The organism is Paramylibacter ulvae (genome assembly GCF_014652655.1).
GTDB classification, from domain to species: domain Bacteria; phylum Pseudomonadota; class Alphaproteobacteria; order Rhodobacterales; family Rhodobacteraceae; genus Amylibacter; species Amylibacter ulvae.
This window is the reverse complement of record NZ_BMZF01000006.1, coordinates 76,194-102,606: the sequence shown is the minus strand read 5'-3', so window position 1 is coordinate 102,606 and position 26,413 is coordinate 76,194. Positions and strand designations below refer to the sequence as shown.

General features: G+C 48.5%; 28 protein-coding genes. 10 read left to right on the top strand and 18 right to left on the bottom strand.

Going from position 1 to position 26,413, the window contains the following annotated elements:
• Positions 1–7: 7 nt before the first annotated feature.
• The gene (locus tag IE094_RS11505) at positions 8–967 is read left to right on the top strand and encodes a polyprenyl synthetase family protein (protein WP_189640916.1); all 960 of its coding nucleotides are present in this window, start codon (positions 8–10) and stop codon (positions 965–967) included.
• On the opposite strand, the gene IE094_RS11500 is transcribed toward IE094_RS11505, so the two are convergent.
• The 3 genes from IE094_RS11500 to IE094_RS11490 all read right to left on the bottom strand — a co-directional run bounded on the left by IE094_RS11500 (position 953) and on the right by IE094_RS11490 (position 5,226).
• Positions 953–1,771 carry a 4-(cytidine 5'-diphospho)-2-C-methyl-D-erythritol kinase gene (locus tag IE094_RS11500; RefSeq protein WP_229802287.1) on the bottom strand — a complete coding sequence of 273 codons (819 nt, stop codon included), beginning with the start codon at positions 1,769–1,771 and terminating at the stop codon, positions 953–955. The genes IE094_RS11505 and IE094_RS11500 overlap by 15 nt on opposite strands.
• Positions 1,761–3,461, bottom strand: coding sequence for a tetratricopeptide repeat protein (locus tag IE094_RS11495; RefSeq protein WP_189640848.1), 1,701 nt, complete (start codon positions 3,459–3,461; stop codon positions 1,761–1,763). The genes IE094_RS11500 and IE094_RS11495 overlap by 11 nt, the downstream gene beginning before the upstream one ends.
• Positions 3,462–3,570: 109 nt before the next feature.
• Positions 3,571–5,226, bottom strand: coding sequence for an electron transfer flavoprotein-ubiquinone oxidoreductase (locus tag IE094_RS11490; RefSeq protein WP_189640847.1), 1,656 nt, complete (start codon positions 5,224–5,226; stop codon positions 3,571–3,573).
• Positions 5,227–5,427: 201 nt separating this feature from the next.
• On the opposite strand from IE094_RS11490, the gene greA reads away from it, so the two are divergent.
• Entirely contained in the window at positions 5,428–5,898 is a 471-nt protein-coding gene (gene greA, locus IE094_RS11485; protein ID WP_189640846.1) for a transcription elongation factor GreA, read from the top strand.
• A gap of 15 nt (positions 5,899–5,913) precedes the next feature.
• Positions 5,914–6,888, top strand: a complete 975-nt coding sequence (locus IE094_RS11480; protein WP_189640845.1) for a hypothetical protein — start codon at positions 5,914–5,916, stop codon at positions 6,886–6,888.
• Here IE094_RS11480 and IE094_RS11475 read toward each other — a convergent pair.
• The 4 genes from IE094_RS11475 to IE094_RS11460 are packed head-to-tail and all read right to left on the bottom strand — an operon-like array spanning position 6,885 to position 10,115.
• On the bottom strand, positions 6,885–8,147 hold the full coding sequence (locus tag IE094_RS11475) for a molybdopterin-binding protein (protein ID WP_189640844.1): 1,263 nt from the start codon (positions 8,145–8,147) through the stop codon (positions 6,885–6,887). The two genes, IE094_RS11480 and IE094_RS11475, sit on opposite strands and share 4 nt — an antisense overlap.
• A complete protein-coding gene (gene mobB, locus IE094_RS11470; RefSeq protein WP_189640843.1) occupies positions 8,144–8,641 on the bottom strand; it encodes a molybdopterin-guanine dinucleotide biosynthesis protein B in 498 nt (165 codons plus the stop codon). Before mobB ends, IE094_RS11475 begins: the two co-directional genes overlap by 4 nt.
• Complete coding sequence (mobA, locus tag IE094_RS11465; RefSeq protein WP_189640842.1) at positions 8,638–9,246, bottom strand: molybdenum cofactor guanylyltransferase MobA; 609 nt, start codon at positions 9,244–9,246, stop codon at positions 8,638–8,640. The genes mobB and mobA overlap by 4 nt, the downstream gene beginning before the upstream one ends.
• Positions 9,246–10,115: a formate dehydrogenase accessory sulfurtransferase FdhD gene (locus tag IE094_RS11460; RefSeq protein WP_189640841.1), complete on the bottom strand. Its 870-nt coding sequence runs from the start codon at positions 10,113–10,115 to the stop codon at positions 9,246–9,248. The genes mobA and IE094_RS11460 overlap by 1 nt, the downstream gene beginning before the upstream one ends.
• A gap of 97 nt (positions 10,116–10,212) precedes the next feature.
• On the opposite strand from IE094_RS11460, the gene IE094_RS11455 reads away from it, so the two are divergent.
• Together IE094_RS11455 and IE094_RS11450 are read left to right on the top strand one after the other, a co-directional pair.
• Positions 10,213–10,932: an AzlC family ABC transporter permease gene (locus IE094_RS11455; RefSeq protein ID WP_189640840.1), complete on the top strand. Its 720-nt coding sequence runs from the start codon at positions 10,213–10,215 to the stop codon at positions 10,930–10,932.
• Positions 10,929–11,258 (top strand): AzlD domain-containing protein, encoded by a 330-nt coding sequence (locus tag IE094_RS11450; RefSeq protein WP_189640839.1) that lies wholly within the window; start codon positions 10,929–10,931, stop codon positions 11,256–11,258. The genes IE094_RS11455 and IE094_RS11450 overlap by 4 nt, the downstream gene beginning before the upstream one ends.
• Here IE094_RS11450 and IE094_RS11445 read toward each other — a convergent pair.
• Complete coding sequence (locus tag IE094_RS11445) at positions 11,255–11,713, bottom strand: Lrp/AsnC family transcriptional regulator (RefSeq protein WP_189640838.1); 459 nt, start codon at positions 11,711–11,713, stop codon at positions 11,255–11,257. The two genes, IE094_RS11450 and IE094_RS11445, sit on opposite strands and share 4 nt — an antisense overlap.
• A gap of 131 nt (positions 11,714–11,844) precedes the next feature.
• On the opposite strand from IE094_RS11445, the gene ald reads away from it, so the two are divergent.
• Positions 11,845–12,963 carry an alanine dehydrogenase gene (gene ald / locus IE094_RS11440; RefSeq protein WP_189640837.1) on the top strand — a complete coding sequence of 373 codons (1,119 nt, stop codon included), beginning with the start codon at positions 11,845–11,847 and terminating at the stop codon, positions 12,961–12,963.
• Here ald and IE094_RS11435 read toward each other — a convergent pair.
• Together IE094_RS11435 and mscL are read right to left on the bottom strand one after the other, a co-directional pair.
• Positions 12,960–13,415: a thiol-disulfide oxidoreductase DCC family protein gene (locus IE094_RS11435; protein WP_189640836.1), complete on the bottom strand. Its 456-nt coding sequence runs from the start codon at positions 13,413–13,415 to the stop codon at positions 12,960–12,962. The genes ald and IE094_RS11435 overlap by 4 nt on opposite strands.
• Positions 13,416–13,520: 105 nt before the next feature.
• Positions 13,521–13,931 (bottom strand): large conductance mechanosensitive channel protein MscL, encoded by a 411-nt coding sequence (mscL, locus tag IE094_RS11430; RefSeq protein ID WP_189640835.1) that lies wholly within the window; start codon positions 13,929–13,931, stop codon positions 13,521–13,523.
• Between the two features lie 462 nt (positions 13,932–14,393).
• Between mscL and IE094_RS11425 the strand changes: the two genes are divergently transcribed.
• Positions 14,394–15,575, top strand: coding sequence for a type III PLP-dependent enzyme (locus IE094_RS11425; RefSeq protein WP_189640834.1), 1,182 nt, complete (start codon positions 14,394–14,396; stop codon positions 15,573–15,575).
• Between the two features lie 51 nt (positions 15,576–15,626).
• Here IE094_RS11425 and IE094_RS11420 read toward each other — a convergent pair whose 3' ends face one another.
• From IE094_RS11420 to pheS, 3 genes are all read right to left on the bottom strand, one after another.
• Complete coding sequence (locus IE094_RS11420) at positions 15,627–17,513, bottom strand: M10 family metallopeptidase C-terminal domain-containing protein (protein WP_189640833.1); 1,887 nt, start codon at positions 17,511–17,513, stop codon at positions 15,627–15,629.
• Positions 17,514–17,618: 105 nt separating this feature from the next.
• Positions 17,619–20,033 (bottom strand): phenylalanine--tRNA ligase subunit beta, encoded by a 2,415-nt coding sequence (gene pheT, locus IE094_RS11415; protein ID WP_189640832.1) that lies wholly within the window; start codon positions 20,031–20,033, stop codon positions 17,619–17,621.
• Positions 20,030–21,103 carry a phenylalanine--tRNA ligase subunit alpha gene (gene pheS / locus IE094_RS11410; protein ID WP_189640915.1) on the bottom strand — a complete coding sequence of 358 codons (1,074 nt, stop codon included), beginning with the start codon at positions 21,101–21,103 and terminating at the stop codon, positions 20,030–20,032. Before pheS ends, pheT begins: the two co-directional genes overlap by 4 nt.
• Positions 21,104–21,275: 172 nt before the next feature.
• Here pheS and IE094_RS11405 point away from each other — a divergent pair, with 172 nt between their 5' ends.
• Positions 21,276–21,872, top strand: a complete 597-nt coding sequence (locus IE094_RS11405; RefSeq protein ID WP_229802285.1) for a hypothetical protein — start codon at positions 21,276–21,278, stop codon at positions 21,870–21,872.
• 57 nt (positions 21,873–21,929) lie between these two features.
• On the opposite strand, the gene rplT is transcribed toward IE094_RS11405, so the two are convergent.
• The 4 genes from rplT to pyk form a co-directional block, all read right to left on the bottom strand.
• Positions 21,930–22,289: a 50S ribosomal protein L20 gene (gene rplT, locus IE094_RS11400; protein ID WP_099594490.1), complete on the bottom strand. Its 360-nt coding sequence runs from the start codon at positions 22,287–22,289 to the stop codon at positions 21,930–21,932.
• A gap of 12 nt (positions 22,290–22,301) precedes the next feature.
• On the bottom strand, positions 22,302–22,502 hold the full coding sequence (gene rpmI / locus IE094_RS11395; RefSeq protein ID WP_099594489.1) for a 50S ribosomal protein L35: 201 nt from the start codon (positions 22,500–22,502) through the stop codon (positions 22,302–22,304).
• Positions 22,503–22,620: 118 nt separating this feature from the next.
• Positions 22,621–22,848, bottom strand: a complete 228-nt coding sequence (locus IE094_RS11390; protein WP_189640830.1) for a hypothetical protein — start codon at positions 22,846–22,848, stop codon at positions 22,621–22,623.
• A gap of 40 nt (positions 22,849–22,888) precedes the next feature.
• Positions 22,889–24,334 (bottom strand): pyruvate kinase, encoded by a 1,446-nt coding sequence (gene pyk, locus IE094_RS11385; RefSeq protein WP_189640829.1) that lies wholly within the window; start codon positions 24,332–24,334, stop codon positions 22,889–22,891.
• 92 nt (positions 24,335–24,426) lie between these two features.
• On the opposite strand from pyk, the gene IE094_RS11380 reads away from it, so the two are divergent.
• Together IE094_RS11380 and IE094_RS11375 are read left to right on the top strand one after the other, a co-directional pair.
• Positions 24,427–25,170 (top strand): N-formylglutamate amidohydrolase, encoded by a 744-nt coding sequence (locus IE094_RS11380; RefSeq protein WP_189640828.1) that lies wholly within the window; start codon positions 24,427–24,429, stop codon positions 25,168–25,170.
• 11 nt (positions 25,171–25,181) lie between these two features.
• Positions 25,182–25,475, top strand: a complete 294-nt coding sequence (locus tag IE094_RS11375; protein ID WP_189640914.1) for a DUF1244 domain-containing protein — start codon at positions 25,182–25,184, stop codon at positions 25,473–25,475.
• A gap of 82 nt (positions 25,476–25,557) precedes the next feature.
• Here the strand turns inward: IE094_RS11375 and IE094_RS11370 are convergent, their stop codons facing one another.
• Positions 25,558–26,412, bottom strand: a complete 855-nt coding sequence (locus IE094_RS11370) for a D-amino-acid transaminase (RefSeq protein WP_189640827.1) — start codon at positions 26,410–26,412, stop codon at positions 25,558–25,560.
• Between the last annotated feature and the right edge of the window lies 1 nt (position 26,413).

Below are 26,413 nucleotides of genomic sequence, written 5' to 3'. Positions count from 1 at the left end.
TCGCTTAATGTCATTGCTAAACGATGAAATGAATGCTGTTAATCAATTGATTACAGCGCGAATGGCGTCAAAAAATGCGCCGCGTATCCCAGAGGTAACAAAGCATTTGGTCGAAGCTGGCGGAAAACGTTTGCGCCCGTTGTTAACATTGGCGGCGGCGAAACTCTGTGGATATGACGGCCCATATCACATCCATCTGGCGGCAACGGTTGAATTCATTCACACTGCGACTTTGCTCCATGATGATGTCGTTGATGAAAGTGCCCAACGTCGTGGCCGCCCGACCGCTAATTTGTTGTGGGACAATCAATCATCCGTATTGGTGGGCGACTATCTGTTTTCACGCTCATTCCAATTGATGGTTGAAACTGGAAACTTGCGTGTGTTGGATATTCTGGCAAACGCGTCTGCAACCATCGCAGAGGGTGAAGTTTTGCAACTTACAGCTGCACAGAACCTAAAAACCAACGAAGACACATATTTCAAAGTGATCCGTGGTAAAACCGCGGCATTGTTTTCCGCGGCTACACAGGTCGGCGGTGTGATCGCATCGGCACCTGAAAGTCATATCGCCGCGCTCTATAATTACGGCGACGCTTTGGGCATCAGCTTTCAAATTGTTGATGATCTTTTGGATTACAGCGGTGTTGCGGCTAGTTTGGGTAAAAACATCGGCGATGACTTTCGCGAACGCAAACTTACATTGCCTGTGATCAAAGCCGTGGCAAACGCGACGCCCGATGAAAAACAATACTGGGAACGTGTGATCGAAAAAGGCAAGCAAGACGAAGGTGACTTGGAAACTGCACTTACGTTGCTCGACAAATACAATTGTTTAGATGACACCAAAGATCAAGCAATCGCATATGCCAACCAGGCAAAATCTGCATTATCAGAAATTCCCGACAGTGAATTAAAAGAAATCTTGCTTGATTTGGCAGATTTTGTCGTGTCACGCGCCGTTTAAAACACAGGGTGCGACCCACCATTCGGGATGGTCTTTTTTGATAATTTTGGCGGCATGGCTTGCGTTTGATGCCGAATCGAACAGACCAAAGCATGTGGCCCCAGATCCCGACATCCGCACAAAATTTGCATCAGACTGCATAAGGCTGGCCAAACAATCCGCGATAATAGGTTCAATTTGAATTGCAGTTTTTTGCAAATCGTTGCGTGTATTTTTGAGTTCTTCCAAAAAATTTGTACCGTCAAAGTCACCGATATTTGGGTTTGTTTTGCAATCCAATGCGCGAAAAATTTCGGGCGTTGATACCGAAACATTTGGGTTCACCAAAACCGCATTAAGCGTTGGGATATTATGTAACGGCGTTAATTCACCCCCAATCCCACGCATACGACAGGCACTGCCCATCAAGCAAACGGGAACATCTGCTCCCAGCGACAAACCGTTATCTGCAGGAATTGGAGCGCCAGACATGTCACTGATCGCGCGTAAAACCGCCGCCGCATCCGCAGATCCACCGCCAATGCCCGACGAAATCGGGAGGGTCTTGGTCAAACGAATTGCAGCACCGTTACATGTGTTTTCGTACATCTTGGCAGCACGTAGCACCAAATTGTCGGAACCATTCGAAAGCCCCGCAGCGAACGGCCCATCGATTTCCAGCAAAAACTTATTGTCTGGCTCCACAGAGATATCATCGCCAATATCAGCAAAGACCACCAAGCTGTCTAACAGGTGATACCCGTCTTCGCGTTGACCAACCACATGCAAACATAAATTTACCTTTGCGCGGGCCTTAATTTCCATTTCCAGTAGTCGCCTTTTGCGCATCTTCAGATTCTAATACCACATCTAGCCCAACTTCGAGCTTGCGGCGAATACGCGTTGCGTCTTCTGGTTCGGGGTCAAATGACAGTGCGCGTTTCCATTGAAATTCGGCCTCGCGTTTACGATCTACCTTCCAATAAACATCCCCCAAATGATCGTTAATCACTGGATCATCAGGAATAAGTTCAATAGCGAGTTCCATTGGTTCAACCGCTTCTTCATATTTTTCAAGACGATACAAAACCCATCCCAAACTGTCGGTGATGAAACCACTATCTGGTCGTGCAGCGACCGCTTCTTTGATCATCGCCAATGCTTCGTCGAGCTTCATGCGTTGTTCCACCAACGAATAACCCAAATAATTGAGCACCAACGGTTGCCCAGGTGAAAGCTCAAGAGCCTGCCTAAATTCACGTTCCGCGCGATCCCAATCTTTCAACTGTTCCGAACAAATTCCCATCGCATAGAGCAAAAACCAGTGGTTGCGCTGTGGGTTCGGAATCATTGCGAGCGCTTTTTCATATGCTTTGCGCGATTGCGCAAAATCACTCGTGCTGCGCAGGGCATCACCAAGCGACATGAAAACTCGCGGGATGTCGCTGTGGCTGCGGCTAAGGTTTCGCAAAACTTCGATCGCCGCTTCGGGTTTGTCCGCGTCCAGTAACGTATCCGCACGCCCTAGTTCCGCATCCAAAAACAACGGATCGCTGGCTTCCACTTCGGAATAAATTTCTGTCGCCAGCTCGAACTGACCTTGGTCTCGCAAAATTTCCGCAGCAAGCAATATCGCGCCCGTGTTTTGTGGGCGCAAATATTGAGCCAAGCGTGTGTAAAGCAGGCTGGAATATTCATTGTCATCATCATTCAACGCGCTGGCAAGGGTAAAGAACACCTCTGCAGCGCCTTCTTGGGCACTCGTAATGAAATTATATTCTACAGGTTCGTTATTTTGGAGCTGGTCGCGCAATTGCGTCAGTTGCAAATCAATTGTCCCATTCAAACTGTCGTTCAGCATTTCGACCGCTTCTGGGTTGCGATCAAGTTGGCTTAATATTTGTGCATGTGCGATCAAACTACCGCGATTAAGGCGCAAATTACCGCGTTCATCGCCTTCTAGTAACTTATCAGCACCACCAAAATCACCGACGACGGCCAGCGCCAATGCCTTGTGATATTGGCCAAATAATCGCACGACCTCTGGTTCCTGAAGTGCATCAAAAACATCCGACGCAGATGCCATTTTCCCAAGACCAAGTTCAACCCAGCCTGACATCAAACCAGACAATAATTCTGTGAAATCGTGATCTTCACGCGACAACAAACGCGCAGCCGCATTAAAATCAGAACGTTTGATACTGTCGGCCAACAACACCAAATCAGAAAGGTGTGAATTTTCGCCAAGCTCGGCAATTTTTTCGGCCAGAACAGCAGCATCGCCAACGTCACCTTTGGCAACCATCGCCAATAACGCGCTTTGCATCAGGTAAACATTGTCTGGATCATCAATCAACGCTTGAGAAAAATATCGCGCCGCCGCCGCATAATCATTTTGTGCATTGGCCAGATTTCCGGATAGATAGGCGCCCGCCAGCCCATCAGAAAACACCTGAGTTGGGCATGCCAAAAAGCAACCGAGTAAGCCTGCGTGAATTGTCTTTTTGAGCGCCATTGAAACCTGCCTTATATCCGTTCAAGCATACATGCTAGCCGTACCAGATACCAAAGGCAATTCGCAGTAATGCGCCGATACATCACAATTCAGTATCGGCGCATTTGCATCACATATTTGGATAATTTGGACCTTCACCACCTTGTGGTGTTACCCAAGTGATGTTCTGGCTTGGGTCTTTGATGTCACAGGTTTTACAATGCACACAGTTTTGCGCATTAATTTGGAAACGTGGGTTTGAACCATCATCATCGCGCAACACCTCGTAAACGCCCGCGGGGCAGTACCGTTGTGCGGGTTCTGCAAATTCGGGCAAATTGACATCAATCGGGATGTTAGGGTCGCGTAATTGCAAATGGCATGGCTGTTCTTCGGCGTGGTTTGTCGCAGAAAAACTCACGTTTGTGAGACGATCAAAGCTGAGCTTGCCATCTGGCTTGGGATAATTGATCGGTGCGTAATCTGCGGCCTTACCCGTTGACTCCGCATCGTTTTTACCGTGTTTTACCGTGCCAAACAGGCTAAATTTGAAAATGGTTTGAAACCACATATCAAATCCGCCCAGCATCATACCGATTTTCGGGCCAAATTTGCCGTTCATCGGTGCAACATTTCGCACTGGTTTCAAATCTTTGCCAACCGCGCCTTCGCGCAATTCGGTGTCATATGCCGTTAGTTCATCACCAGAACGCCCAGCCTTTAATGCCTCATGCGCAGCCTCTGCCGCCGCCATGCCCGACAACATTGCGTTATGATTGCCCTTGATCCGTGGCAAATTCACCAAACCAACGGAACAGCCCAACAATGCACCACCAGGAAAGCTTGCCTTTGGCATTGATTGGAAACCGCCCTTGGTTACGGCGCGTGCGCCATATGCCACGCGTTTGCCGCCCTCTAACACCTTGGCGATGTCGGGGTGATGTTTCCAGCGCTGAAATTCCATATATGGAAACAGATGTGGATTTTTATAATTTAAATCAATTATATAACCCACGTACACTTGGTTATTATCGATGTGATAAAGGAACGAACCACCACCCGCTTCGTTGCCCAGCGGCCAACCCAACGTATGCGTTACTTCGCCTTCGTTATGGTTTTCGGGTTTGATTTCCCAAATCTCTTTCATCCCCAGACCGAACTTTGGGACATCGGCATCTTTGGCAAGATCATATTTGGCAATCACCTGTTTGGACAGCGAACCACGCACACCTTCGGACAGGAACACATATTTGCCGTGCAATTCCATGCCAGGTTCGTATCCCGAACCCTCGGTGCCATCTGGGTTTTTGCCAAATTCACCCGCAACAACGCCCTTTAGCTCACCGTTTTCACCGTAAACCAATTCCGAACAGGCCATGCCTGGGAACACTTCGACGCCCAATGCCTCGGCCTGTTCCGCCATCCAGCGGCAAACATTCGCCATCGAAACAATATAATTGCCGTGATTGTTCATCAAAGGTGGCATCGCAAAATTAGGAAGCTTAGTGCTGCCTTTTTCGGACAACATCAAAAAGTTATCTTCTTTGACCGCAACGTTGATCGGCGCGCCTTTTTCTTTCCAATCTGGGATCAGTTTATTGATGCCAGACGGATCAAGCACAGCACCTGATAAAATATGCGCCCCCACTTCGGACCCTTTTTCCAAAACAACAACGTCCAGATTTTCATCAAGTTGTTTCAATCGGATCGCAGCAGACAGGCCAGCAGGGCCAGCGCCCACGATAACCACATCATATTCCATAGACTCGCGCATGTTTTCGCTCATATTTTTCTCTCCGGCTGTGGGGCGCACCCCTTCGCTTTATTGTTGCAAATAGCGTAACCGAGAAATAATTGATATGAAAGATAGACGCGGCGTATTTTGGCCGATTATTACCTTTCTAACGGCTATTTTAACATGCTATTGCGCCCATGCGCCCGCAAGCATAGTGTCGATTAAGACAAAAAGAAGAAAAGGCATTTGATAATGGAAAAAATTCCACTGACCAGAGCAGGCTTTAAATCCGCTGATGACGAGTTGAAAAAGCTAAAATCGGTCGATCGCCCATCAGTTATTCGCGCCATCGCCGAGGCACGCGAACATGGTGATCTGTCGGAAAATGCCGAATACCATTCTGCACGCGAACTTCAAAGCCACATCGAAGGGCGCATCAAAGAATTGGAAGCGATCATCAGCCGTGCCGATATTATCGACGTTGCCAAATTATCTGGTGCAATCAAATTTGGTGCGACCGTCACATTGGTTGACGAAGACACCGATGCGGAAAAAACGTATCAAATCGTTGGCGAACACGAGGCGGATATCGAACGCAATCTGTTGAATATCAATTCGCCAATCGCACGTGCGTTGATCGGCAAAGAAGAAGGCGACAGCGTCGAGGTGAAAACACCAGGCGGCGTGAAAGACTACGAAATTTTAGCGGTCAAATTCATCTAGCAGCGGAATTCATCTGTGGAAGCAATTCTGAACAATAAAATCATTCGCATTGGCGCCGCCATCAGCGCGATTTGGGTATTCGGTGTCATTGCATTTTTTATTTTTGCACCTTTGCAAAATGGAATGGACTTCATTTCATTGGTCGGAATCGTGTTACCCTTGGTTGTGATATGGTCAGCGGTGCTGATCGCCGCAGCCGCAAAAGAAATTCGCGACGAAACGTATGCCCTGCGCAACGAAATGCAAGACATTCGCAACGCCGCACTGCGCCAAGGGACGCCGCCATCCTTGACCCAAGATTTTGAGGTGCGCCAGCAACTAGACCAGATTGCTGATCTGACACGTCGCAACGATTCACGCATGTCTGCGATTGCCGCTAAAACGCTGGGCGAAACGGGTCATCCCGCACCGCCGCGCCAAACACCCGCATTAAATACGCGCAAAATTCCAACGGCGGATGATCTGAACCAAGGCGATCTTCCGTTGCCGTTATCAAACGAAGATGGGCGTGTACCCATTTCAATCCCTGAGTTTATCAAGGCGTTGAATTTTCCCGATGACGCAAAAGACAGAGAAGGCTTTCGTGTACTGCGCCGCGCACTGGAAGATTACCGAACAGCCCCATTGATCAGCAGCGCCAAAGATTTGCTTACCCTTTTATCCGAAGACGGCATTTACATGGATGATTTCAAACCAGACCGCGCAAAACCCGACTTATGGCGCCAATTCGCCAATGGAAAACGCGGCAAAACTGTCGAGGCATTGGGTGGTATTCGTGATGAATCGGCACTGGCGCTGGCCAATGGGCGTTTGAAAAACGATCCAAACTTTCGCGAAATCGCACATGTATTTATGCAGCAGTTTGTAACCGTGTTCGAAGAATTTGAAAAAAATGCAGAAGATGGCGAATTGATTGCTATGTCTGAAACACGATCAGCGATGTGTTTTATGTTACTTGGGCGTGTCAGTGGTACATTTACCAACACCTAGATCCCAAATGCGCTGTAGGGATAAAAGGTAACCAAATCACCTGTACAGACCTCCATTTTGTGATCTGGCAATTCAACCAATCCAGTTGCCCAGCTTAACCCAGAAATACGCCCCGACCCTTCGGATTTGAACACTTCCACGTGGTTGTCATTGGTTAATCGTGCACGCAAAAATTCGCGACGTCCGGCCTTTTTGGATTTACTGAATGCGGCTGGTAATTGGAACCCGCGCGGCGCATTCCATCCCGTACCAGCCATCACGCCCAGCGCGGGGCGGGCAAAAACCAAGCTGCAAACAAACGCAGCAACGGGGTTGCCAGGAAACCCAAATATCGGGGTGTCATTCCACATCGCAAGGGCCAGCGGGCGCCCCGGTTTTATGGCAACACGCCACGTATGCAGCGTCGCCTCTGTTGTTAGGATGTTTGATACGTGATCTTCGTCACCCGCGGATGCACCACCCGTGGTGATAATCGCATCAGCAATATCCGCACCCTTGGCAAATGCCTTGCGTATTTGATCTGAGTTATCCCCAACATGGCCTAAATCCACCGCCGCGTATCCCCAACGCGTCAACAAATCTAATAACATCGGTCGGTTGGCATCAAAAATTTGTGCTGTCTTTGTGATATTTCCATCCGAGACCAATTCATCACCCGTCGATAAAACACCGACACGCAGCTTTTTAAACACATCCACATGTTGCACACCCGTCGCCGACATGATTGCGATATCTTGGGGTTGAATTCGGTGGCGAGCGCGAAACAACATTTCCCCTGCGGTGACATCTTCGCCGGCGCGCCGAGTATTCGCACCTTGTTTCAATCCAGATTCAAACTGCACATGGTCGCTTTCGATGCGTATGTCTTCTTGTAAAATAACGGTATCAACGCCATCGGGCAAACGCGCCCCCGTTAAAACACGGATTGCGGTGCACGCTGGCACAACACCCTGGAATGCCTGCCCCGCCGCCGCGCGACCATCAATCAGAGGCACGGAAATTTGTTCGCCCACTGGCAGGCTATCAAATCTAAACCCATAACCATCAACGGCAGAATTTGCGAAGGGTGGGTTTGATTGCAGTGCGGTAATATCGTTGGCCAATATGCGTTCACCGGACATATTCACATCGATGGTTTCCACACCGACAACCGTTTTCATCGCGCCCTTTAACATTGCAAGCGCATCATCCACAGGTGTCCAATCCACACCACGGGGCAATGCGAAACAATCGTTAGAAAGCTTGGGCGGTTGCGTCATTTCAACCCCACTTGCATCAATACAAAATCCGCAATCGCCATTGTATCATCCAAATGCAGCGTCTTTTTATCCAGCATAATTTGATCCCCATCGCTTGCAATCAAACATATCGCGGGATCAGTCTGTGCCAACAATTGTTTTTCATTCACGACACGATGACATTCCAGTTTTTCGTGAGCCTCTGTTTTAAACCCTTCTACCAGCACCAAATCGACGGGTGCCATGTTCGCGAGCAAATCATCCAATCTCGGTTCGGGCATATTGCAAAGTTCCGTCATCAATGCCCATCGATTTGCGGAGGCGAGCATCACCTGTTGTGCACCCGCCGCACGGTGGCGGAAACTATCACGGCCAGGCTGATCAACATCAAAATCGTGATGAGCGTGCTTTACCGTTGAAACCGAATAGCCGCGCCCCGTTATCTCCGTGACTAATCGTTCAACTAAACCTGTTTTGCCGGAGTTTTTCCACCCAACCACACCGAATATTTTCACGCGAAATGCTCCTGGTACATACGTTCTGCCGCCGCCATATCATCGGGCGTATTGACGTTAAAGAATGGATCGAAATTTGAAACGTCAAACACAACGCCAACACAGTCATGGCGCGATGTCCATTGCACGACCTTTCGCACATCATTGGCTAGCGCATCACGTAGATCATGGCGCAATGCAACCGGCCAAATTCCAAATGTTGGATGGCGGGCAAACCGTGGGTTTTCATCGCCACCCATCGCCATTGCCAATTTATGTTCGCCCTTACCATCGCGCATGCGTTGAACAAAGTCGGTTGGGAAAAACGGTGTATCGGCGGCAACTGTTGCGATTTGATTTGCACCCATTGATGCCGCCCAATCCAACCCTGCCAACACGCCCGCCAATGGTCCCGCAAAATCGGCAACGCTATCGGCAATCACTGGCAACCCAAAATCGGCAAACCGTGACGCATCACCATTTGCATTTAACGCGATACCCCCAACTTGCGGTTCAAGCCGTTCAATTACATGTTCCAACAACGTGCGCGCGCCAAGCATGCGTAAACATTTATCGCCCCCGCCCATGCGTGTTGATTGCCCCCCCGCAAGGATAACGCCCAACATTATTTGCGCCCTTTTTGTTTTGCCACATCATCGCGAACAGTTGATAAATCGGCGTCATATTCGACCCGTGTATCGCCACTTAGACATACAAACCGTTGCCCGCGCAGCCGACCGATCAACGTTAATCCAACCTGATTTGCAATTTCAACGCCCCATGCAGTAAATCCAGATCGCGATACCAAAACAGGTATCCCCATTAGCGCGGTTTTTATCACCATTTCTGATGTTAAACGCCCCGTAGTATAAAGAATTTTATCATCACCAGTCACGTTATTCGACAGCATCCAACCCGCGACCTTGTCCACCGCGTTATGGCGTCCGACGTCTTCCATATACACCAGCGGTTTGTCTTGTTGGCACAAAACAGTTCCATGAATTGCACCCGCATTCAGATACAAACTAGGCGTCAAATTTATGTCACGTGACAGCGCATAAAGCCATGATGTTCGCAGCGTTACAGCAGGCAGTTGCAACCCATCCAACCCTTCCATCATGTCGCCAAATACGGTGCCAACCGCACAGCCAGATGTGCGCGTTTTCTTTCGTAACTTTTCTTCAAAATTTGCGCGACCATCTGTGCGCACGACAACGGTTTCCAATTCCGCGTCAAAATCGACAGATTGCACGGTTTCTTCATCCGCCAGCATGCGTTGGTTTCGCAAAAATCCGAGTGCCAAATATTCTGGATAATCCCCAATCGTCATCGCCGTAACGATTTCAGTTCCGTTCAAGAAAATCGTCAATGGGCGTTCTTCGACGACAGAGATTTCTTGCTCTACACCGTGTTGATCACGGCCAATGACACGTCGGGTTAACCGTGGGTTTTCGACATTTGGCGCGACAATATATTGGGTATCACTGTTCGTCATGTCTTTGATCACTTTTTTGACAATTGCGACTTTGCTGTTGATGGATTATCCAGAAAACAGCGTAATGCGCAAAAACTTCTTTTCCAAGGTCATAACAATGAATGATAAACCGCTTTCGCCCAAATCCGCCTTTTGGTTGGGGTTTCGCGATATGGTTCCGTTTTTATTAATTGTCGTACCATTTGCATTACTGTTTGGCGCGGTAGGGACCGAAGCGGGTTTAAACATTTCGCAAACCATGGCGTTTAGCATCTTGGTCATTGCCGGTTCTTCTCAATTCACAGCACTCGCGCTGATGACGGAAAATGCGCCAACCTTCATTGTGCTGTTAACCTCATTGGCGGTGAATTTGCGCATGGCAATGTATTCTGCCGCATTGGTTCCCCATATCGGGCGATTACCATTAACAACACGCGCGATATTTTCTTATTTCCTGGTCGATCAAACGTTTGCAATGTCATTGAATAAATACGAAGAAAATCCGGGCATGACGCTCGCGGCAAAGGCAGGATATTTCACAGGCACCTTTTGTTTCATTGCACCGTTTTGGTATGTGTTCACACTGGTCGGTGCGTTGGTTGGCGCGCAAATACCTGCTGAATTTGCACTCGATTTTGCGGTGCCCATTTGTTTCATCGCACTGTCGGCCCCAATGATGCGCAGCCTGCCCCATTTTGTGGCCGCGATTACATCGATCATATTTGCCCTATTGTTTGTGAACATCCCTTACAGCCTCGGCCTGATCCTTGCCGCGATTATCGCCATGATCGTTGGCGCACAAACCGAACAGTGGCTCAAGAAAAGGATCGCATCATGACGTTAACTCAGGGCACTATCTGGTTCATCATCATCGGTCTGGGGCTGGGTACATTTTTAATCCGCTTTTCCTTTTTGGGAATTATCGGTGATCGTGAATTGCCAAAGTGGTTCTTACGGCATTTAAATTTTGTCGCCGTCGCCGTCATGCCAGGTTTGATTGCCCCGATGGTGGTTTGGCCAGCGGCAACCGATGGCGTGTTGGATGCCCCAAGGATGCTGGCAGCACTGGCCGCATTTGCATTTGGCATTTGGCGTAAGAGCGTGATCGCAGCGGTATTGGCAGGGTTTATCGTGCTTTATCTGGCGCTATATTTATTTGGTTAAACTGGCAAAGCGGTGGTTTTGAACACCGTACGCAACGCGAAACTTGATTGCATCTGTGCCACATGTGGCAGGCGTGACAGTCTGCTGCGGTGAATTGCGGCAAAATCATCCGTATCGCGCGCGACAACCTTTAACAAATAATCCGCCGCACCCGCCATCAGGTGGCATTCCAAAACATCAGGGATCAGGGCAACACCGCGTTCGAATTCTTCCAAAATTGCATCGGTTTGGCCCGACAGGGTAATTTCAACAAAAACCGTGGTGCGACGATTAATTTTACGTGCATCAAGCAATGCAACGTAATCCTTTATAATCCCAGCCTTTTCCAACAATTGAACACGGCGGTAACACGCGGATGCTGACAGAGATATTTTTTCTGCAAGATCAGCATTGGACATGCGCCCGAAACGTTGCAAAGTGTTCAATATTCTACGATCGATTTCGTCAATCTGCATTTTTACTACAATTCTTTCAATATTTTCATTATTATTCGAATTATCCACTATCTTTATGCCAATCCTTCGTCATTTAGGCAAGAAACTCCGTAAATTTGGATGCAATGTTGATGCAATCAATGGAGGAAAACATGATTATTGGCTGTCCCAAGGAAATCAAAAACCAAGAATATCGCGTTGGCATCACCCCAAGTGCCGCGTTTGAGGCCGTGCATCACGGGCATAATGTTCTTATCGAAACCAACGCTGGTGTTGGCGCGGGGTTTTCGGATGCTGATTACGAAGCAGTCGGCGCAAAAATCGTGGCCAAGGCCAGCGATATTTTCGAACAATCCGAAATGGTGGTTAAGGTCAAAGAACCCCAAGCCGTTGAACGCAAACAACTGCGTAAGGGTCAGGTGTTGTTCACCTATCTTCACCTTGCCCCCGACCCAGAACAAACCAAAGATTTGTTGGAATCTGGCGTGACCGCAATCGCATATGAAACCGTCACGGATCGCAACGGCGGTTTGCCATTGCTCGCACCAATGTCCGAAGTCGCAGGAAAGCTCGCCCCCCAAGTCGGCAGCTGGGCGTTGCAAAAGGCAAATGGCGGACGCGGTGTTTTGATTGGCGGCATACCGGGGGTAAACCCTGCAAAGGTTGTGGTGATTGGCGGGGGCAATGTTGGCACCCACGCGGCGCGCGTTGCCGCTGGTATGGGCGCGGATGTCACCGTTTTGGATATGTCTCTTGATCGCATGCGTTACCTTGACGATGTGTTCGGTGGCACATTCAAAACCTGTTTCGCATCCAAATCCAACACATTAGATTTGATCGCCACGGCAGACATGGTTGTTGGTGCTGTGCTTGTTCCCGGTGCTGCCGCGCCAAAATTGATTTCACGCGCTGAATTGGCGGGTATGAAACCCGGTGCCGTATTGGTGGATGTTGCAATCGACCAAGGTGGTTGTTTTGAAACATCCAAAGCCACCACACATGATGATCCAATCTACGAAGTAGATGGTATCGTTCATTACTGTGTAGCCAATATGCCAGGAGCAGTTGCACGAACATCCACAATTGGCCTTGGCAATGCGACCATGCCATTCATGTTACAGCTTGCAAACAAGGGTTGGAAACAGGCCTGTTCAGACAATCCACACCTAATGGCGGGGTTGAATACACATGCCGGAAAATTGACCTACGCGGCCGTTGGCACCGCACTTGGCATTGATACCATCACGCCACAAGATGCATTGAAAATCTAAGCGTCTAACAATAGCCGTTTTTTGACGGCGGGGTCGGGCATATTGCACAAATCTGCCCGACCAAAAAATCGATATCGATTGCGTGCGACAAAATTATATAAACCATTTTGCAATGACTTGGGCAAAACGCGCAAAAGAACAAGCATATTCCAAACACCTCCGAGCCGTCGGCCAACGCGTATTAACGCATCCAGAGAATGATAGGCCAATCCGTTTTCCACAAACAACCAACTGCTTGGATCGTCGGGATCCAGCCCATAGTGGCCTAATAAACTTTTACCCAATTCGGACTGAATCGGAATGATCCGAAATGCGCCTACGTGATCATTTCGTGCAATCCACGCGGCTCCTTTGGCGCATAATGAACAATGGGCATCCATCACTGTGAATGGGCCATCATGGCTAATCTCTGCCACTTGTTGAAATGAGTATGGAGTTTTTGCATTTTTCATATGGGAAACCTAACCACGAAACGCCAAACGCTCTATTCGACATTTACGCACAACCCATAAAAAAAGCCCGCCAAAATGACGGGCTTTCGATCCAAATAGGTTGGATTATTTTTTCAACGCAGCCAAGATATCAGCCAACAATTCGTTGTCTGTTGGGCCTGCTGGTGCTTCTTCTGCTGGCTCTTCTGCTTTTTTCGTTTTGTTCACAGCTTTTACAAGCATGAAAACAACAAACGCGATGATCAAGAAGTTGATGATTGCCATGATGAAACGACCGTATGCGAATACTGCCGCACCCGCTTCTTCGGCTGCTGCCATAGATGCGTATTCACCTTCGCCCAGCAATGCGTACATGCTAGAGAAATCGATACCCCCCATAAACAGGCTGATAATTGGGTTAATCAAATCAGATACCAATGATCCAACAATCGCTGTGAATGCTGCACCAATGATAATACCAACGGCCATGTCCATGACGTTACCTTTGGCAATAAAGTCTTTAAATTCTTTAAGCATGAGTGTTCCCCTTTATTATGCTTGCACAGATGTTCCTGCGCTTGACGGTTATTTGGTAAAGTAAAAGTAATATTTCAAGTATTCCGACCGCAGAAATACACCAACCAATCGATTTTCCAAACAAAATCAACCAAAAACAAAAACGATTTACTTACCAGCGAGATCTGATCACACAGAATTTTGCATTGAATTGAGTGGTCCACATCGAAATATCGATTCTTTTCGTGCGTAACAGCCCGTGAATATTCGACAACTTTATTTATAAAATACAATGCATTACGAAGTTTTTTCTGTAACGATAATTTTTTTCTTGCATTGTTTCGAAATTGGATTACATCGCGCATCAGACGCCAACGCACGCGCCTCTGGCCGGCGGGTTCTCCGCCCGTGTTTACGTAGCGACGGTAACGTCTCCCTTGGAACTGAGCGGTCATATATGGCCGGGTCTTTTGGAGATGACCAATGAACGTACACACACCCGACGCGCGCGGCGCTTTTCCCGTGCCAACTTCAATGCGATACAGCGCCGTTGAAAATTACATCCGCAACACAACATTCGATCGCCCGACATTGGTGTTGGACACCGATATCGTTGCGCAACATTACCAACAACTTAAGGCTGGCTTGGGTAACGCCAATATTCACTATGCAGTGAAAGCGAACCCAACACGCGAAATCATTGAAACATTGGTCGCACAGGGCTCGCATTTTGATGCCGCATCGCGTGGTGAAATTGAATTGTGTTTGTCACTTGGCGCACAGCCATCAGATATTTCATTTGGCAACACTGTCAAACGCGCATCCGATATCGCATTTGCATATCAAGCTGGCATTACATTATTCGCCGCCGATGCCGAAGAAGAGTTGGAAAAACTGGCCGCGCACGCGCCAAAATCTGAAGTATACATTCGCCTGATCGTCGATGCGTCCGAGGCCGATTGGCCATTGTCGCGCAAATTTGGATGCGCCCGTGACAAAGCATTGTCATTGCTTGGTTATGCCCGTGATTTGGGATTGAAACCTGTTGGTTTTTCCTTCCACGTAGGTTCGCAAACACGCCGTTCTGCAATGTGGACCGTCACTTTGGATCAAATCGCGCAAGTCTGGTTAGATGCACAGGATGCTGGTTTCAAACTTGACCTATTGAACATCGGCGGCGGTTTTCCCGCGTTTTATGGCGAAGAAATCGAAGGCCCAACTGCATATGCCGCTGGTGTCATGAAATTAGTTCACGCGCGTTTTGGCAATGTGCCACGCATCATGGCCGAACCCGGTCGTGGCTTGGTCGCAGAGGCAGGCATGATCGCTGCCGAGGTTTTGCTCGTGTCAAAAAAATCAAACAACGACACACATCGTTGGGTATATCTCGACATCGGTAAATTTTCGGGTCTTGCCGAAACAATGGACGAAGCAATCCGCTATCAATTCATCACCGATCGCGACCACGAAGATACAGGTGCTTGTATCCTTGCAGGTCCATCATGTGATTCCGCTGATGTGTTATACGAATTGCGCCCTGTGCAATTGCCGCTTGGTTTGAAATCAGGCGATAAAATCATGATCCGCAACTGTGGTGCATATACATCCAGCTATTCGTCCGTTGGGTTCAACGGATTTCCACCGCTAGCTGTCGAAGTTATTTAAATGCAAAGGCCCGCGAAACTGCGGGCCTTTTCAATTTGGATATCAAAAACCCTAAAATTCAAAATCATTGGCGCGGAAATCTGATATGTCCACATTGGTGACATTGATAAAGAAATCATCGTTCACCTTAATCCGCACGCCAGTATCACTGCGCCATTCAACAAATTCCAAATCTGAAAAACTAACGCCAAACGCACCGAAATCGATGGTGTCTACGTTATCTTCATAATCCAAGATTGAGTTGCCGTTTGTATCTGATGCTGCGAATATGAATGTGTCGCTATCATCGCCACCATACAAACGGTTATTCCCTTCTCCACCATAAAGATCATCGGAACCTGATCCACCGCGAAGCGTGTCACGATCATCGCCACCATACAAAAAGTCATTCCCAGAATTGCCGGAAATACGATCTCGCCCAGCATCCCCGTAAACGGTATCATTACCTGACCCACCGTTTAATTCGTCGCTGCCTTCGCCGCCGATCAATTCATCATTCCCAGAGCTGCCATTCAGTTCATCGTTGCCATCGGCACCGATCAAATCATCATTCCCAGCACCGCCATCAAGCAAGTTGTTCGCCGCATTCCCTGTAATCAGATCATCGCCGCGCCCACCAAACGCCTGTTCAATGACGACACCGTTTGCGATGGTAAATCCACCGTAAACCCCATCGACATATGACATAAAGCCACCGCCACCAATTTCGTATTCAAGGGTTGCCGCGCGCAGATCAATCACCGCATCACTTGATCCAGTATAGGTAATGTTGTCGCGCCCACCGGTATCCCAAATTGCGCTATACCCAGTGCTTGCATTATTCGAATTTGCCAATGTGTAACTGGTCACACCGTTGTTGTTGCTGGTGTTCACACCGTACATATTTTGAAGTGCTGCAATATCGATTGGCGCAAAGGTTGAGATAAACCCATAATTATTGTTTGGCGACATTCCGTCTGGTCCAGTTTGCCAGCCGTCGTTATAGCTCATCGCGGTATAAACAGTTTGGTTTAAATCATAATCACCATATGAGCTGGACGATGAAACACCCTGCATAACCGCCGTGCCGATTCCGGTGTCATGCGTATGCCCCAACCCTAGGCCGTGGCCAAATTCATGCACCGCAACGCTGTAAGCAAAACCACCCTGATCCAATCCGCCACCAGATGATGTGCTCCACCCACCAAGTGTGTCGTTCAACATGCCATAGCTGCCATTACCGTTGCTGTCGGGAAAATTAAAATACCCAAAAAGACCATTGCCAAGATTTGCTGACCCGATGGTCAAGTCTGCCTGTGATTCAATTGTTGTGATGCGAAAGTCGATATCTGCGAATTCTTCAATGCCTTCATAAACCGAAAACAATTGTGCGCGTTCATAGCTGTTGAGCGATGTTGTTACATATCCATCAACGCTACGCCCGCCTGGCATGAAATACACATATACCGCGCCGCTATCGTCAATGGGATTTACACCTTGCACTGAATCCAACAACGTCGCTGGAAGTGCCGTTTCAACCTCTAACCGATAACCACCAGAATAAAGGTTCGAATAGCTTTCAACACCAACATAGTAGGTTCCAGACGACACCGCAGTATAGGTTAAGCCAGAATAGAATCCGTCATAATCGTCATTTTGAGCAATTTCGACACCTGCAGAATTATACAAATACAAATATGTATCTTGAACGGGATTCGATCCCGACCCCGTCAATTCGATAAATACAGTTTCGTCTTCGCCCAACGTCAACCGATACCAGTCAACATCAGATGGAGTTTCCAATGTCCCCGTTAAACTTTGACCAACAGATATAGTTGCGTTTGTGCTCGTATTCCCCGGAATGGTATTGCTGTTTTCATCGGAGATCTTGCTATCACTAAACTCGCTATTTGCTTTTGAAATATCATTTGCAAAATCATCGCTCTTAAATATCGACATATGGGAACTCCGGGTCATCGTTAGGTTAAAAATTTCTTGCGCCACAATACCTTACAAATTTGTACAATATTGTGGCAACTTTTAATTAACTCAACAGGTCGGCTTTTATCCGCGCAGGACACCACCCGTTGCTTTGCCAACTTTGTCGATGACTTTGGCGGATACGGCCTCGATGTCTTTGTCAGTCAGTGTGGCATCTTTTGGTTGAAGCTTGACCGTAATCGCGATGGATTTCTTACCCGCACCCATTTGCGATTCCGCTTTTTCACCGCTGAACACGTCAAAAACAGATGCATCAACAATCAATGCTTTGTCTGCACCTTTGGCGGCGTTCAACAATGTGAGCGCCTCGACATCCGTGTCGACAACGAACGCAAAATCCCGATCAACTGACTGAAGATCTGAAATTTTTAACGCAGGTCGCGTGGTTGATTTTTGTTTTGGGAATGGCGGGTTGGCGATATGAACGGCAAATGCAACTGCTGGGCCTTTGACGCCCATTTCGCTCATGACTTTGGGGTGCAATTCACCAAACGCACACATCACGTTTTTGGGGCCAAGGGATAATTTACCAGAACGCCCAGGGTGCCACCATTCACGCGCACCGCGCAACACCATCAATTTTTCGGGTGCACCGATGGCGTTTAAAACGGCTTCGGCATCGGCCTTCGCATCATATGCATCCACCGCGCGACGTGCGCCGTGGGGATCACGCGGGCCCGTGTGTCCGATCAACAAACCTGTTGCCAGAACCTCTTGTTCACCGGGTTCACCACCGTGAAAAACGGGGCCGACCTCGAATAATGCCATATCCATGATTCCCCGTGCTTGGTTGCGTGCGGCCGCTTGTAACAATCCAGGCAGCAGGCTTGGGCGCATATGGCTCATGTCGCTGGAAATCGGATTTCCAACCATCACGGCATCATCCCCACCACCAAACAGTACCGCGGATTTTTGATCGATAAAGCTATAGGTCACACATTCATTGTAACCCAAGGATGCAATCATGCGACGCGCGGTTGTTTCGCGTTTTTGCATAGGTGAAACCACAGGTTTGGAAATGCCCTCGACGCGCGGAGGCAATGGTTTGCCCACTAATTTGGTTAAGGATGCAATGCGTGCAACCTCTTCAACCAAATCCGCTTCACCCGTCACATCGGGGCGCCAGCTTGGCACGAATGCTTGATCGCCCTTAACTTTGAAGCCAAGATCGGTCAGACATTTCACCTGATCATCGGCGGCAATTTCCATACCAACCAATGATTTCACACGATCCGTGTCCAAGGTATAGCTCCGGCTGGTATCAGGGATTTCACCGGCAACGATTAAATCGGATGGTTCGCCACCTGCATGATCCAAAATCATGCGCACCGCATGATCCAAACCAACAGGCGTGAACGCAGGATCAACACCGCGTTCAAACCGATAGCGCGCATCAGAATTGATTTTCAATTTGCGTCCTGTGATCGCAATCGCGGTTCGATCCCAATATGCACTTTCGACAAACACATTCACCGTGTCATTGGTACAGCTTGTGTCCAAGCCCCCCATAACACCCGCAATGCTTTCCACGCCATTATCATCGGAAATCACCATCATACCCGCATCGAATATATATTCTTTGTCATCCAGCGCGGTGATTTTTTCGCCACCCTTGGCACGATGCACGCGCAAATTTCCCGCAACCTTATCCGCATCAAAAACATGCAACGGGCGATTGCGATCATATGTGAAAAAGTTTGTCACATCGACAAGGAATGAAATCGGGCGCAATCCAACCGCCTTAAGCGCGGCTTGCAGCCAAGCGGGGCTTGGCCCGTTTTTCACACCTTTGATCAAACGCCCATAAAACACTGGGCAGCCATCGGTGGTATCACCATCAATGCTGACCTTAATTGGGGACTCAAACGAACCCGCGATTGGTGTTTCCAAATCGCGCTGTTTCAACACTCCCAAACCACGTGCAGCCAGATCGCGTGCAATACCACGCACGCCCAACGCATCGGGGCGATTGGGGGTGATCGCAATTTCAATCACGGGATCAATTTTTTCAGGCGAATGTTTCGCCAAATAATCAACGAATTTCGAACCAACGGCAGGCTCGCCAGCCAATTCGATAATCCCGTCATGTTCGTCCGACAATTCCATTTCACGTTCGGACGCCATCATGCCGTATGATTCAATGCCACGGATTTTGCCAACACCAATGGTCGTATCAATGCCCGGTACATAAACACCGGGTTTGGCGACAACCACATAGATGCCTTCGCGGGCATTTGGCGCACCGCAAATAATCTGTAATTCGCCCTCGTCCGTGTCCACCTTGCAAACGCGCAGCTTGTCCGCATCGGGGTGTTTTTCTGCGTGTTTCACATAACCGATTGTGAAATCAGAAAGCGTATCAAGTGGATTGACCACATCTTCCACTTCCAACCCAAGGTCGGTCAGTGCATATGTGATGTCATCAATGGAAGCATCCGTGTCGAGGTGGCTTTTGAGCCAAGAGAGTGTGAATTTCATCGTGAAATCCCCCCGTGCAAATTGGGCATATCAAGTGCGGCAAAGCCATAGTGGCGCAGCCAGCGTAAATCTGAATCGAAAAATGCGCGCAGATCGGGGATGCCGTATTTCAGCATCGCAATACGATCAATCCCGATGCCAAAGGCAAAGCCTTGGTATTCTTTGGGGTCAACACCACCCGCGGCCAGAACCTTGGGGTGAACCATGCCAGAGCCGAGGATTTCCAACCAATCATCGCCTTGGCCAATTTTCAACTGGCCATTGTCCCATGAACAACGAATGTCCACCTCTGCACTTGGTTCGGTGAATGGGAAATGTGATGCGCGAAAACGCAGCTCAATTTCATCCACTTCGAAAAATGTGCGGCAGAATTCCTCTAATGTCCATTTCAGGTTGGCCATTGAAATGTCTTTGTCCAAACACAGGCCTTCGAATTGGTGAAACATTGGTGTGTGGGTTTGGTCGTAATCGGCGCGATAAACGCGACCGGGGCAAATCACACGGCAAGGTGCACCATATTTTTCCATATGGTGAATTTGAACGGCACTGGTTTGGGTGCGCAAAACATGTGGTGGGCGATTGTCGCTATCTGCGCGGTGTATGTAAAACGTATCATGTTCTTGGCGTGCGGGATGTTCGGGCGGGATGTTGAGCGCATCGAAATTATAATAATCCGTTTCGATCTGTGGACCATCTGCCACGTCGAACCCAAGATTACCAAAAATCGCATAGATTTCTTCGGTTACTTGGCTGATCGGATGAATGCTTCCTGCGCGGCGTGGACGCCCGGCAAGGGATACATCAATCCATTCCGTTTGCAGGCGCTCGTTCAAAATCGCATCTGCAAAGGCGGCTTTTTTCGCGGCAATGGCAGAATTGATTTCGTCCTTAAGGGCATTGAGTGCCGGCCCCGCCGTTTGGCGTTCCTCAGGTGTCATTTTTCCAAGTTCGCGCATTTTCAACGCGACTTCGCCCTTTTTACCAACCGCGGCAAGACGCAAGTCTTCTAATGTGGATTCATCACCCGCATCCGCAATTCCACCCAGATATTTTGCTTTGAGTTCGTCCAAGCCTTGCATACCGCTGCCCTCTTAATTTCGTGTGGATGGCCTAGCATAGATAACGCGAAATGCAAGGGGTTGGCGGCGTTAACACTTCGTCGGCCATAAGTTGATTTAACTTGGAAAAACCGCGAAAGGATTAATAATTGCCATAGCAGCCAGCCCCTCTGGTGGTGTGTTGTTGGACACTAACGGGCGCGACACGTTACGGGGCGACATTGGGGATGATATTTTCACCATGCATCGCGATGGCTTGCGGGATTATGTTCGACGATTTGATCTTGCCAATGATCTGATTGATTTGTCCGCGTTTAACGTCACCTGGCAAGAAGTGAACATCGCACATCGAAGCGGCAATAATTTCATCATTACCATTCGTGGTGAGCGAACCATGCTCACGCTTGAACCTGATCCAAATGGACAGAGTTATGACTTTCTTTCGATTGATGAAACGAGTTTCATCTTTAACACTGGTGCGGCGACGCGGGCGTCCAATATTCTTTTAGATCAATCGGGCAAATCGCGGATCAATGGCACCGACCAGCCAGATATTTTTATCTTTCACGAAGATTACGAAACGGATGTAATAAAGTTCTTTGATCCCCAAAAAGACAAAGTTGATCTGTCGGGGTTCAATGTTGTGTTTTCAGAACTGGAATTTGAAACAGACAAAGCTGGCAAGGTGATGATTCACGTTGCCGATGAAACAATTATCATTCGCGATTGTTCTTATGAAATGATCGCGAGCGACTACACCGAAGATATGTTCATCTTTTAACGCAAAAGCCCCACACAATGTGCAGGGCTTTCACTCAATCTGTTGTCGATGATAAAATTACATCGCAGCTTTTGCTTGTGCGACAACCGCACCAAATGCTTCTGGTTCGTGAACAGCAAGATCGGCCAGAACCTTACGGTCCACTTCGATACCTGCTTTGTTCAAACCATTGATGAATTTGCTGTATGTCAGCGTGTCATCATATGCGCGCACACCAGCGTTAATACGTTGGATCCACAACGCGCGGAAATTGCGCTTGCGGTTCTTGCGGTCGCGTGTTGCATATTGGTTCGCTTTGTCCACAGCCTGTGTTGCTGTACGGAAAGTATTCTTGCGGCGGCCATAATAACCTTTGGCTGCTTTGATGACTTTCTTGTGACGTGCGTGGGTGACTTTACCTGATGTTACTCGTGCCATTGTTCAGTCTCCTTAGCGCGCGTAGGGCATATATTTTTTAACGATCTTTTCGTCCGCAGCACAAAGTGTGGTTGTACCACGTGCGTCACGGATGAATTTTGTAGATCGCTTGATCATGCCGTGGCGTTTGCCAGCTTGACCTGCTTTTACACGGCCAGATGCCGTTACCTTAAAGCGCTTTTTGGCGCCTGATTTTGTCTTCATCTTGGGCATTTCCATCTCCATCGTTTGAGTTGGTGAAAGCACGACTCGGCATACCCTTACAGGCCGGTCGCGCCATTGATCGCGCACATATACAGTGATTCATGGATATTGCAAGCGCACTTGCGCATCAATTATTCAGAATTGACGCCATAATCCGAAACAAGGCGCTGGGAATCTCTTCCATGGTCAGCGTCCCTTCTGACAGAACCCACGCCCAGTACCCAAACCCAGCAGCAACCAACATCAACGTTACCCCCGCCAGCGGTGATCGGCGATCAACCATGGCGGATAGTGCTCCGATTATCCCCAGTACACCGAAAAAAATTGTTGCAACGATTTGATAATCGTATTGCACGCAATCCTCCTGTTATTGATTTACGCTATGCGACACAGATTTAATCTGATTCCCCTTGATAAATCAATTTTTCATCTGCGGGTGCGACGCGCAGAATATTTGTAGAACCTGGCGTATTAAACGGAATCCCCGCCATTACGACAATCTTATCTTCATTGGTTGCAAAATCATGGCTTCGCGCGGCGCGCGCCGCACTTACAACCGCAAGCTTAAATCGCCCGACTTCACTTGTGTGAACACAGTGCAAGCCCCAGACCAAACACAATTTACGCGCTGTCCCCACCAATGGGGTCAATGCAATAATTGGCACGATCGGTTTTTCGCGCGATGCTGAAATTGCGGTGCGACCAGAATGAGAAAAACAACAGATTGCTTTGATATCCGTGGTTTCTGCAATTTCACGTGCAGCGGCGGTAATCGCCTCTGCCACCGTCGTTTTGGCTTGGGTGCGGAATGCGTCGATTACTTGGCGATATGTTGGATCAGATTCCACAGAAATCGCGACATTGTTCATGGTTTGAACAGCCTCCACAGGATAATCCCCTGCGGCGGATTCAGCCGACAACATCACAGCATCGGCGCCCTCGTAAATTGCGGTGGCAACATCGGATACCTCTGCACGTGTTGGAACGGGTGATGTAATCATGCTTTCCATCATCTGTGTGGCAACAATAACAGGTTTACCCGCACTGCGGCACGCACGCACCAATCGCTTTTGAATTGGTGGAACGTCTTGTACTGGCAATTCAACACCCAAATCCCCGCGTGCCACCATGATGCCATCGGACACTTGCAAAATTTCGTCGAACGCTTTGACCGCTGCTGGCTTTTCAATCTTGGAAACAATCGCGGCACGCCCGTCGGCCAATTCGCGTGCCTCGGTCACATCTTCCGCGCGCTGAACAAATGACAGCGCCAACCAATCAACACCCAAGCCGCAAACAAATTCCAAATCTTTACGATCCTTGTCCGACAGCGCGGCAAGTGGCAAAACAACATCAGGAACATTCACACCTTTACGATTGGAAATTTCGCCACCCACAATCACCTTACAATCGGCGTGATCGTTGGAACACTTTACAACTTCGACCTTGATTTTACCGTCATTCACCAACAGTGTCGCGCCTGGCTCAAGCGCTTCAAAAATTTCTTTGTGTGGCAAGCACACGCGTGTTGCGTCGCCCTCTGTTTCATCACGATCAAAACGGAATGGCGCCCCAACCTCCAGCATTTCTTTGCCGTTTTTAAACACCCCACAGCGCAGCTTTGGCCCTTGCAAATCTGCCAAAATCGCAATCGGACGGCCTGTGTCTCGCTCGATATCACGGATAATTTGATGGCGCTCGCGAATTTCTTCGTGGCTCCCGTGGCTCATGTTCAGGCGGAAAACATCCGCACCCTCTTCAAATAACGTCTTGATCACCTCATATGTGCTGGACGCAGGGCCCAAGGTTGCTACGATTTTGATGTTGCGAAGGCGTCTCATTAATTTGTCCCGTTCATGCTTGTTTTCAGTTGGCATCGCACAAATGCTGTGATTATTTGCACCATAAATTATTCCAACCATGTGAAATCTCTATGACATGCAATAAAGCCTTTTCGATCAAAGGCAAAGACCGTAGCGCAAACATAATCATTTTATGTGACCATGCGTCAAATAGGATACCACAAGAAATCAACAATGGTTGTTTGGGATTATCTGCTAACGACATGAACCGCCACATTGCATATGATGTGGGTGCTGCGGGGGTTTCTGAACACTTGGGTGTTTTGTTGGATGCACCAGTTATTGCATCAAATTTCTCTCGCTTAGTTATCGATCCAAATCGCGGCGAAGATGACCCGACCTTGTTAATGCGCCTTTACGACGGTTCAATCATTCCCGCAAACCGCCATGCCGATGACGCCGAAAAATTGCGCCGCTTGGATTTGTGTTATCGCCCGTATGATCGCGCGATTACACAAATGGTTGCCAAATATAAAAACCCAATTCTGATTGCTGTGCATTCCTTTACCCCCCAACTGAACGGGCGGCCAAAACGCCCTTGGGAAATTGGTGTTCTATTTGCGGATGACAAACGCCTTTCCACGCCATTCATCGCTTCACTTCAAGGTGACATCGAATTGACGGTTGGGATCAATGAACCGTACAGTGGAAAATATGATGGCGACACAATGGATCGCCACGCAATGCAAGCGGGGCATTTGCACGCGCTGATCGAGGTTCGCAACGACTTGATCGAAACTGAAAGTGGTCAAAAAGAATGGGCGGAACGCTTAGCACCCCATTTAACGGCTGCAATTGAACAAGCCACAACCTAAAAGGCAAAATGATGGATAAACAAACCCAAATCGAATTAGAAGCCGCCGCTTTTCGCCGTCTGCGTGATCATCTTGCAGAACGCAGCGATGTGCAAAACATCGATATGATGAACCTCGCTGGATTTTGCCGCAATTGCCTGTCGCGCTGGTATCAAGAAGCCGCAAACGAAAAGGGCATTGAAATGTCCAAAGACGAAGGCCGCGAGGCATTTTACGGCATGCCGTTTTCGACATGGAAAGAAAAACACCAAACCGATGCATCTGCCGCGCAAAAAGCAGCGTTTGAAACCTCGCACTCCAAATGATCTAAATATCCGCGTCGCAGACATCGTTTGCACAAACTGTGCAAACCGCTTGCGCCAATGGCGCAAGCTTATCGTAATAAAACTAGATCGCCGCCTTGCGCATTTCGTCCAGATAAATTTCGCGCAGCCGTGACGCCACAGGGCCAACTGTGCCCGTGCCCACAGCGGCACCATCAATTTCCACAACGGGCATCACGAATGTTGACGCGCTGCTCACAAATGCCTCATCCGCATCTTGTGCTTCGGTTACGCTAAAACTACGTTCTTCCACTTTCATTTGCGCTTCTTTGGCGAAACGCAAAACGGCGGCGCGGGTAATCCCGCTCAAAATCTCATTGCCCAAATGGCGTGTAATGATCGTACCGTCTTTGACGATATAGGCATTATTTGATGTGCCCTCTGTAACCAATCCATCTTGAACCATCCACGCGTCGTCACAACCCGCTGCCTTTGCCATCATTTTACCCATCGATGGATACAGCAATTGCACGGTTTTAATATCGCGCCGTCCCCAGCGAATATCGTCAATTGAAATCACTTTCATTCCCGTTTTCGCGGCTGGTGAATTGGCCAAACCAGGCTTGTCTTGTGTGAATAAAACCAAGGTGGGGTTCGCATCTTTTGGATACGCAAAATCACGATCGGCCGCGCCGCGTGTCACTTGCAAATAAACCATGCCTTCTTCGACATTGTTGCGCTTTACCAATTCGCGGTGAATTTGCAACAATTCTTCGTCGGTGCAAGCTGCCTTCATGTCCAATTCATTCAACGAACGGGTCAGGCGTTTCGCATGGCCGTCAAAATCGATCAGTTTGCCATCCAGAACAGTGGTCACTTCATAAACACCATCCGCCATCAAAAAACCGCGATCAAAAATCGAAATCTTTGCATCGCTTTCGTTCACATATTCGCCATTCACATAAACAATACGTTCCATG

Bases quoted from the DNA above. Each gene is read 5' to 3' on its own strand.
- ald (WP_189640837.1), top strand. From the start codon at position 11,845: ATGATTATTGGCTGTCCCAAGGAAATCAAAAACCAAGAATATCGCGTT.
- mscL (WP_189640835.1), bottom strand. From the start codon at position 13,931: ATGCTTAAAGAATTTAAAGACTTTATTGCCAAAGGTAACGTCATGGAC.
- pheT (WP_189640832.1), bottom strand. From the start codon at position 20,033: ATGAAATTCACACTCTCTTGGCTCAAAAGCCACCTCGACACGGATGCT.
- IE094_RS11475 (WP_189640844.1), bottom strand. From the start codon at position 8,147: ATGACGCAACCGCCCAAGCTTTCTAACGATTGTTTCGCATTGCCCCGT.
- IE094_RS11380 (WP_189640828.1), top strand. From the start codon at position 24,427: ATGACATGCAATAAAGCCTTTTCGATCAAAGGCAAAGACCGTAGCGCA.
- mobA (WP_189640842.1), bottom strand. From the start codon at position 9,246: ATGTTGGGCGTTATCCTTGCGGGGGGGCAATCAACACGCATGGGCGGG.
- rplT (WP_099594490.1), bottom strand. From the start codon at position 22,289: ATGGCACGAGTAACATCAGGTAAAGTCACCCACGCACGTCACAAGAAA.
- IE094_RS11370 (WP_189640827.1), bottom strand. From the start codon at position 26,412: ATGGAACGTATTGTTTATGTGAATGGCGAATATGTGAACGAAAGCGAT.
- IE094_RS11450 (WP_189640839.1), top strand. From the start codon at position 10,929: ATGACGTTAACTCAGGGCACTATCTGGTTCATCATCATCGGTCTGGGG.
- IE094_RS11455 (WP_189640840.1), top strand. From the start codon at position 10,213: ATGAATGATAAACCGCTTTCGCCCAAATCCGCCTTTTGGTTGGGGTTT.
- IE094_RS11425 (WP_189640834.1), top strand. From the start codon at position 14,394: ATGAACGTACACACACCCGACGCGCGCGGCGCTTTTCCCGTGCCAACT.
- pyk (WP_189640829.1), bottom strand. From the start codon at position 24,334: ATGAGACGCCTTCGCAACATCAAAATCGTAGCAACCTTGGGCCCTGCG.
- IE094_RS11435 (WP_189640836.1), bottom strand. From the start codon at position 13,415: ATGAAAAATGCAAAAACTCCATACTCATTTCAACAAGTGGCAGAGATT.
- greA (WP_189640846.1), top strand. From the start codon at position 5,428: ATGGAAAAAATTCCACTGACCAGAGCAGGCTTTAAATCCGCTGATGAC.
- IE094_RS11375 (WP_189640914.1), top strand. From the start codon at position 25,182: ATGGATAAACAAACCCAAATCGAATTAGAAGCCGCCGCTTTTCGCCGT.
- IE094_RS11495 (WP_189640848.1), bottom strand. From the start codon at position 3,461: ATGGCGCTCAAAAAGACAATTCACGCAGGCTTACTCGGTTGCTTTTTG.
- IE094_RS11445 (WP_189640838.1), bottom strand. From the start codon at position 11,713: ATGCAGATTGACGAAATCGATCGTAGAATATTGAACACTTTGCAACGT.
- IE094_RS11490 (WP_189640847.1), bottom strand. From the start codon at position 5,226: ATGAGCGAAAACATGCGCGAGTCTATGGAATATGATGTGGTTATCGTG.
- rpmI (WP_099594489.1), bottom strand. From the start codon at position 22,502: ATGCCCAAGATGAAGACAAAATCAGGCGCCAAAAAGCGCTTTAAGGTA.
- IE094_RS11460 (WP_189640841.1), bottom strand. From the start codon at position 10,115: ATGACGAACAGTGATACCCAATATATTGTCGCGCCAAATGTCGAAAAC.
- IE094_RS11500 (WP_229802287.1), bottom strand. From the start codon at position 1,771: ATGGAAATTAAGGCCCGCGCAAAGGTAAATTTATGTTTGCATGTGGTT.
- IE094_RS11420 (WP_189640833.1), bottom strand. From the start codon at position 17,513: ATGTCGATATTTAAGAGCGATGATTTTGCAAATGATATTTCAAAAGCA.
- IE094_RS11505 (WP_189640916.1), top strand. From the start codon at position 8: ATGTCATTGCTAAACGATGAAATGAATGCTGTTAATCAATTGATTACA.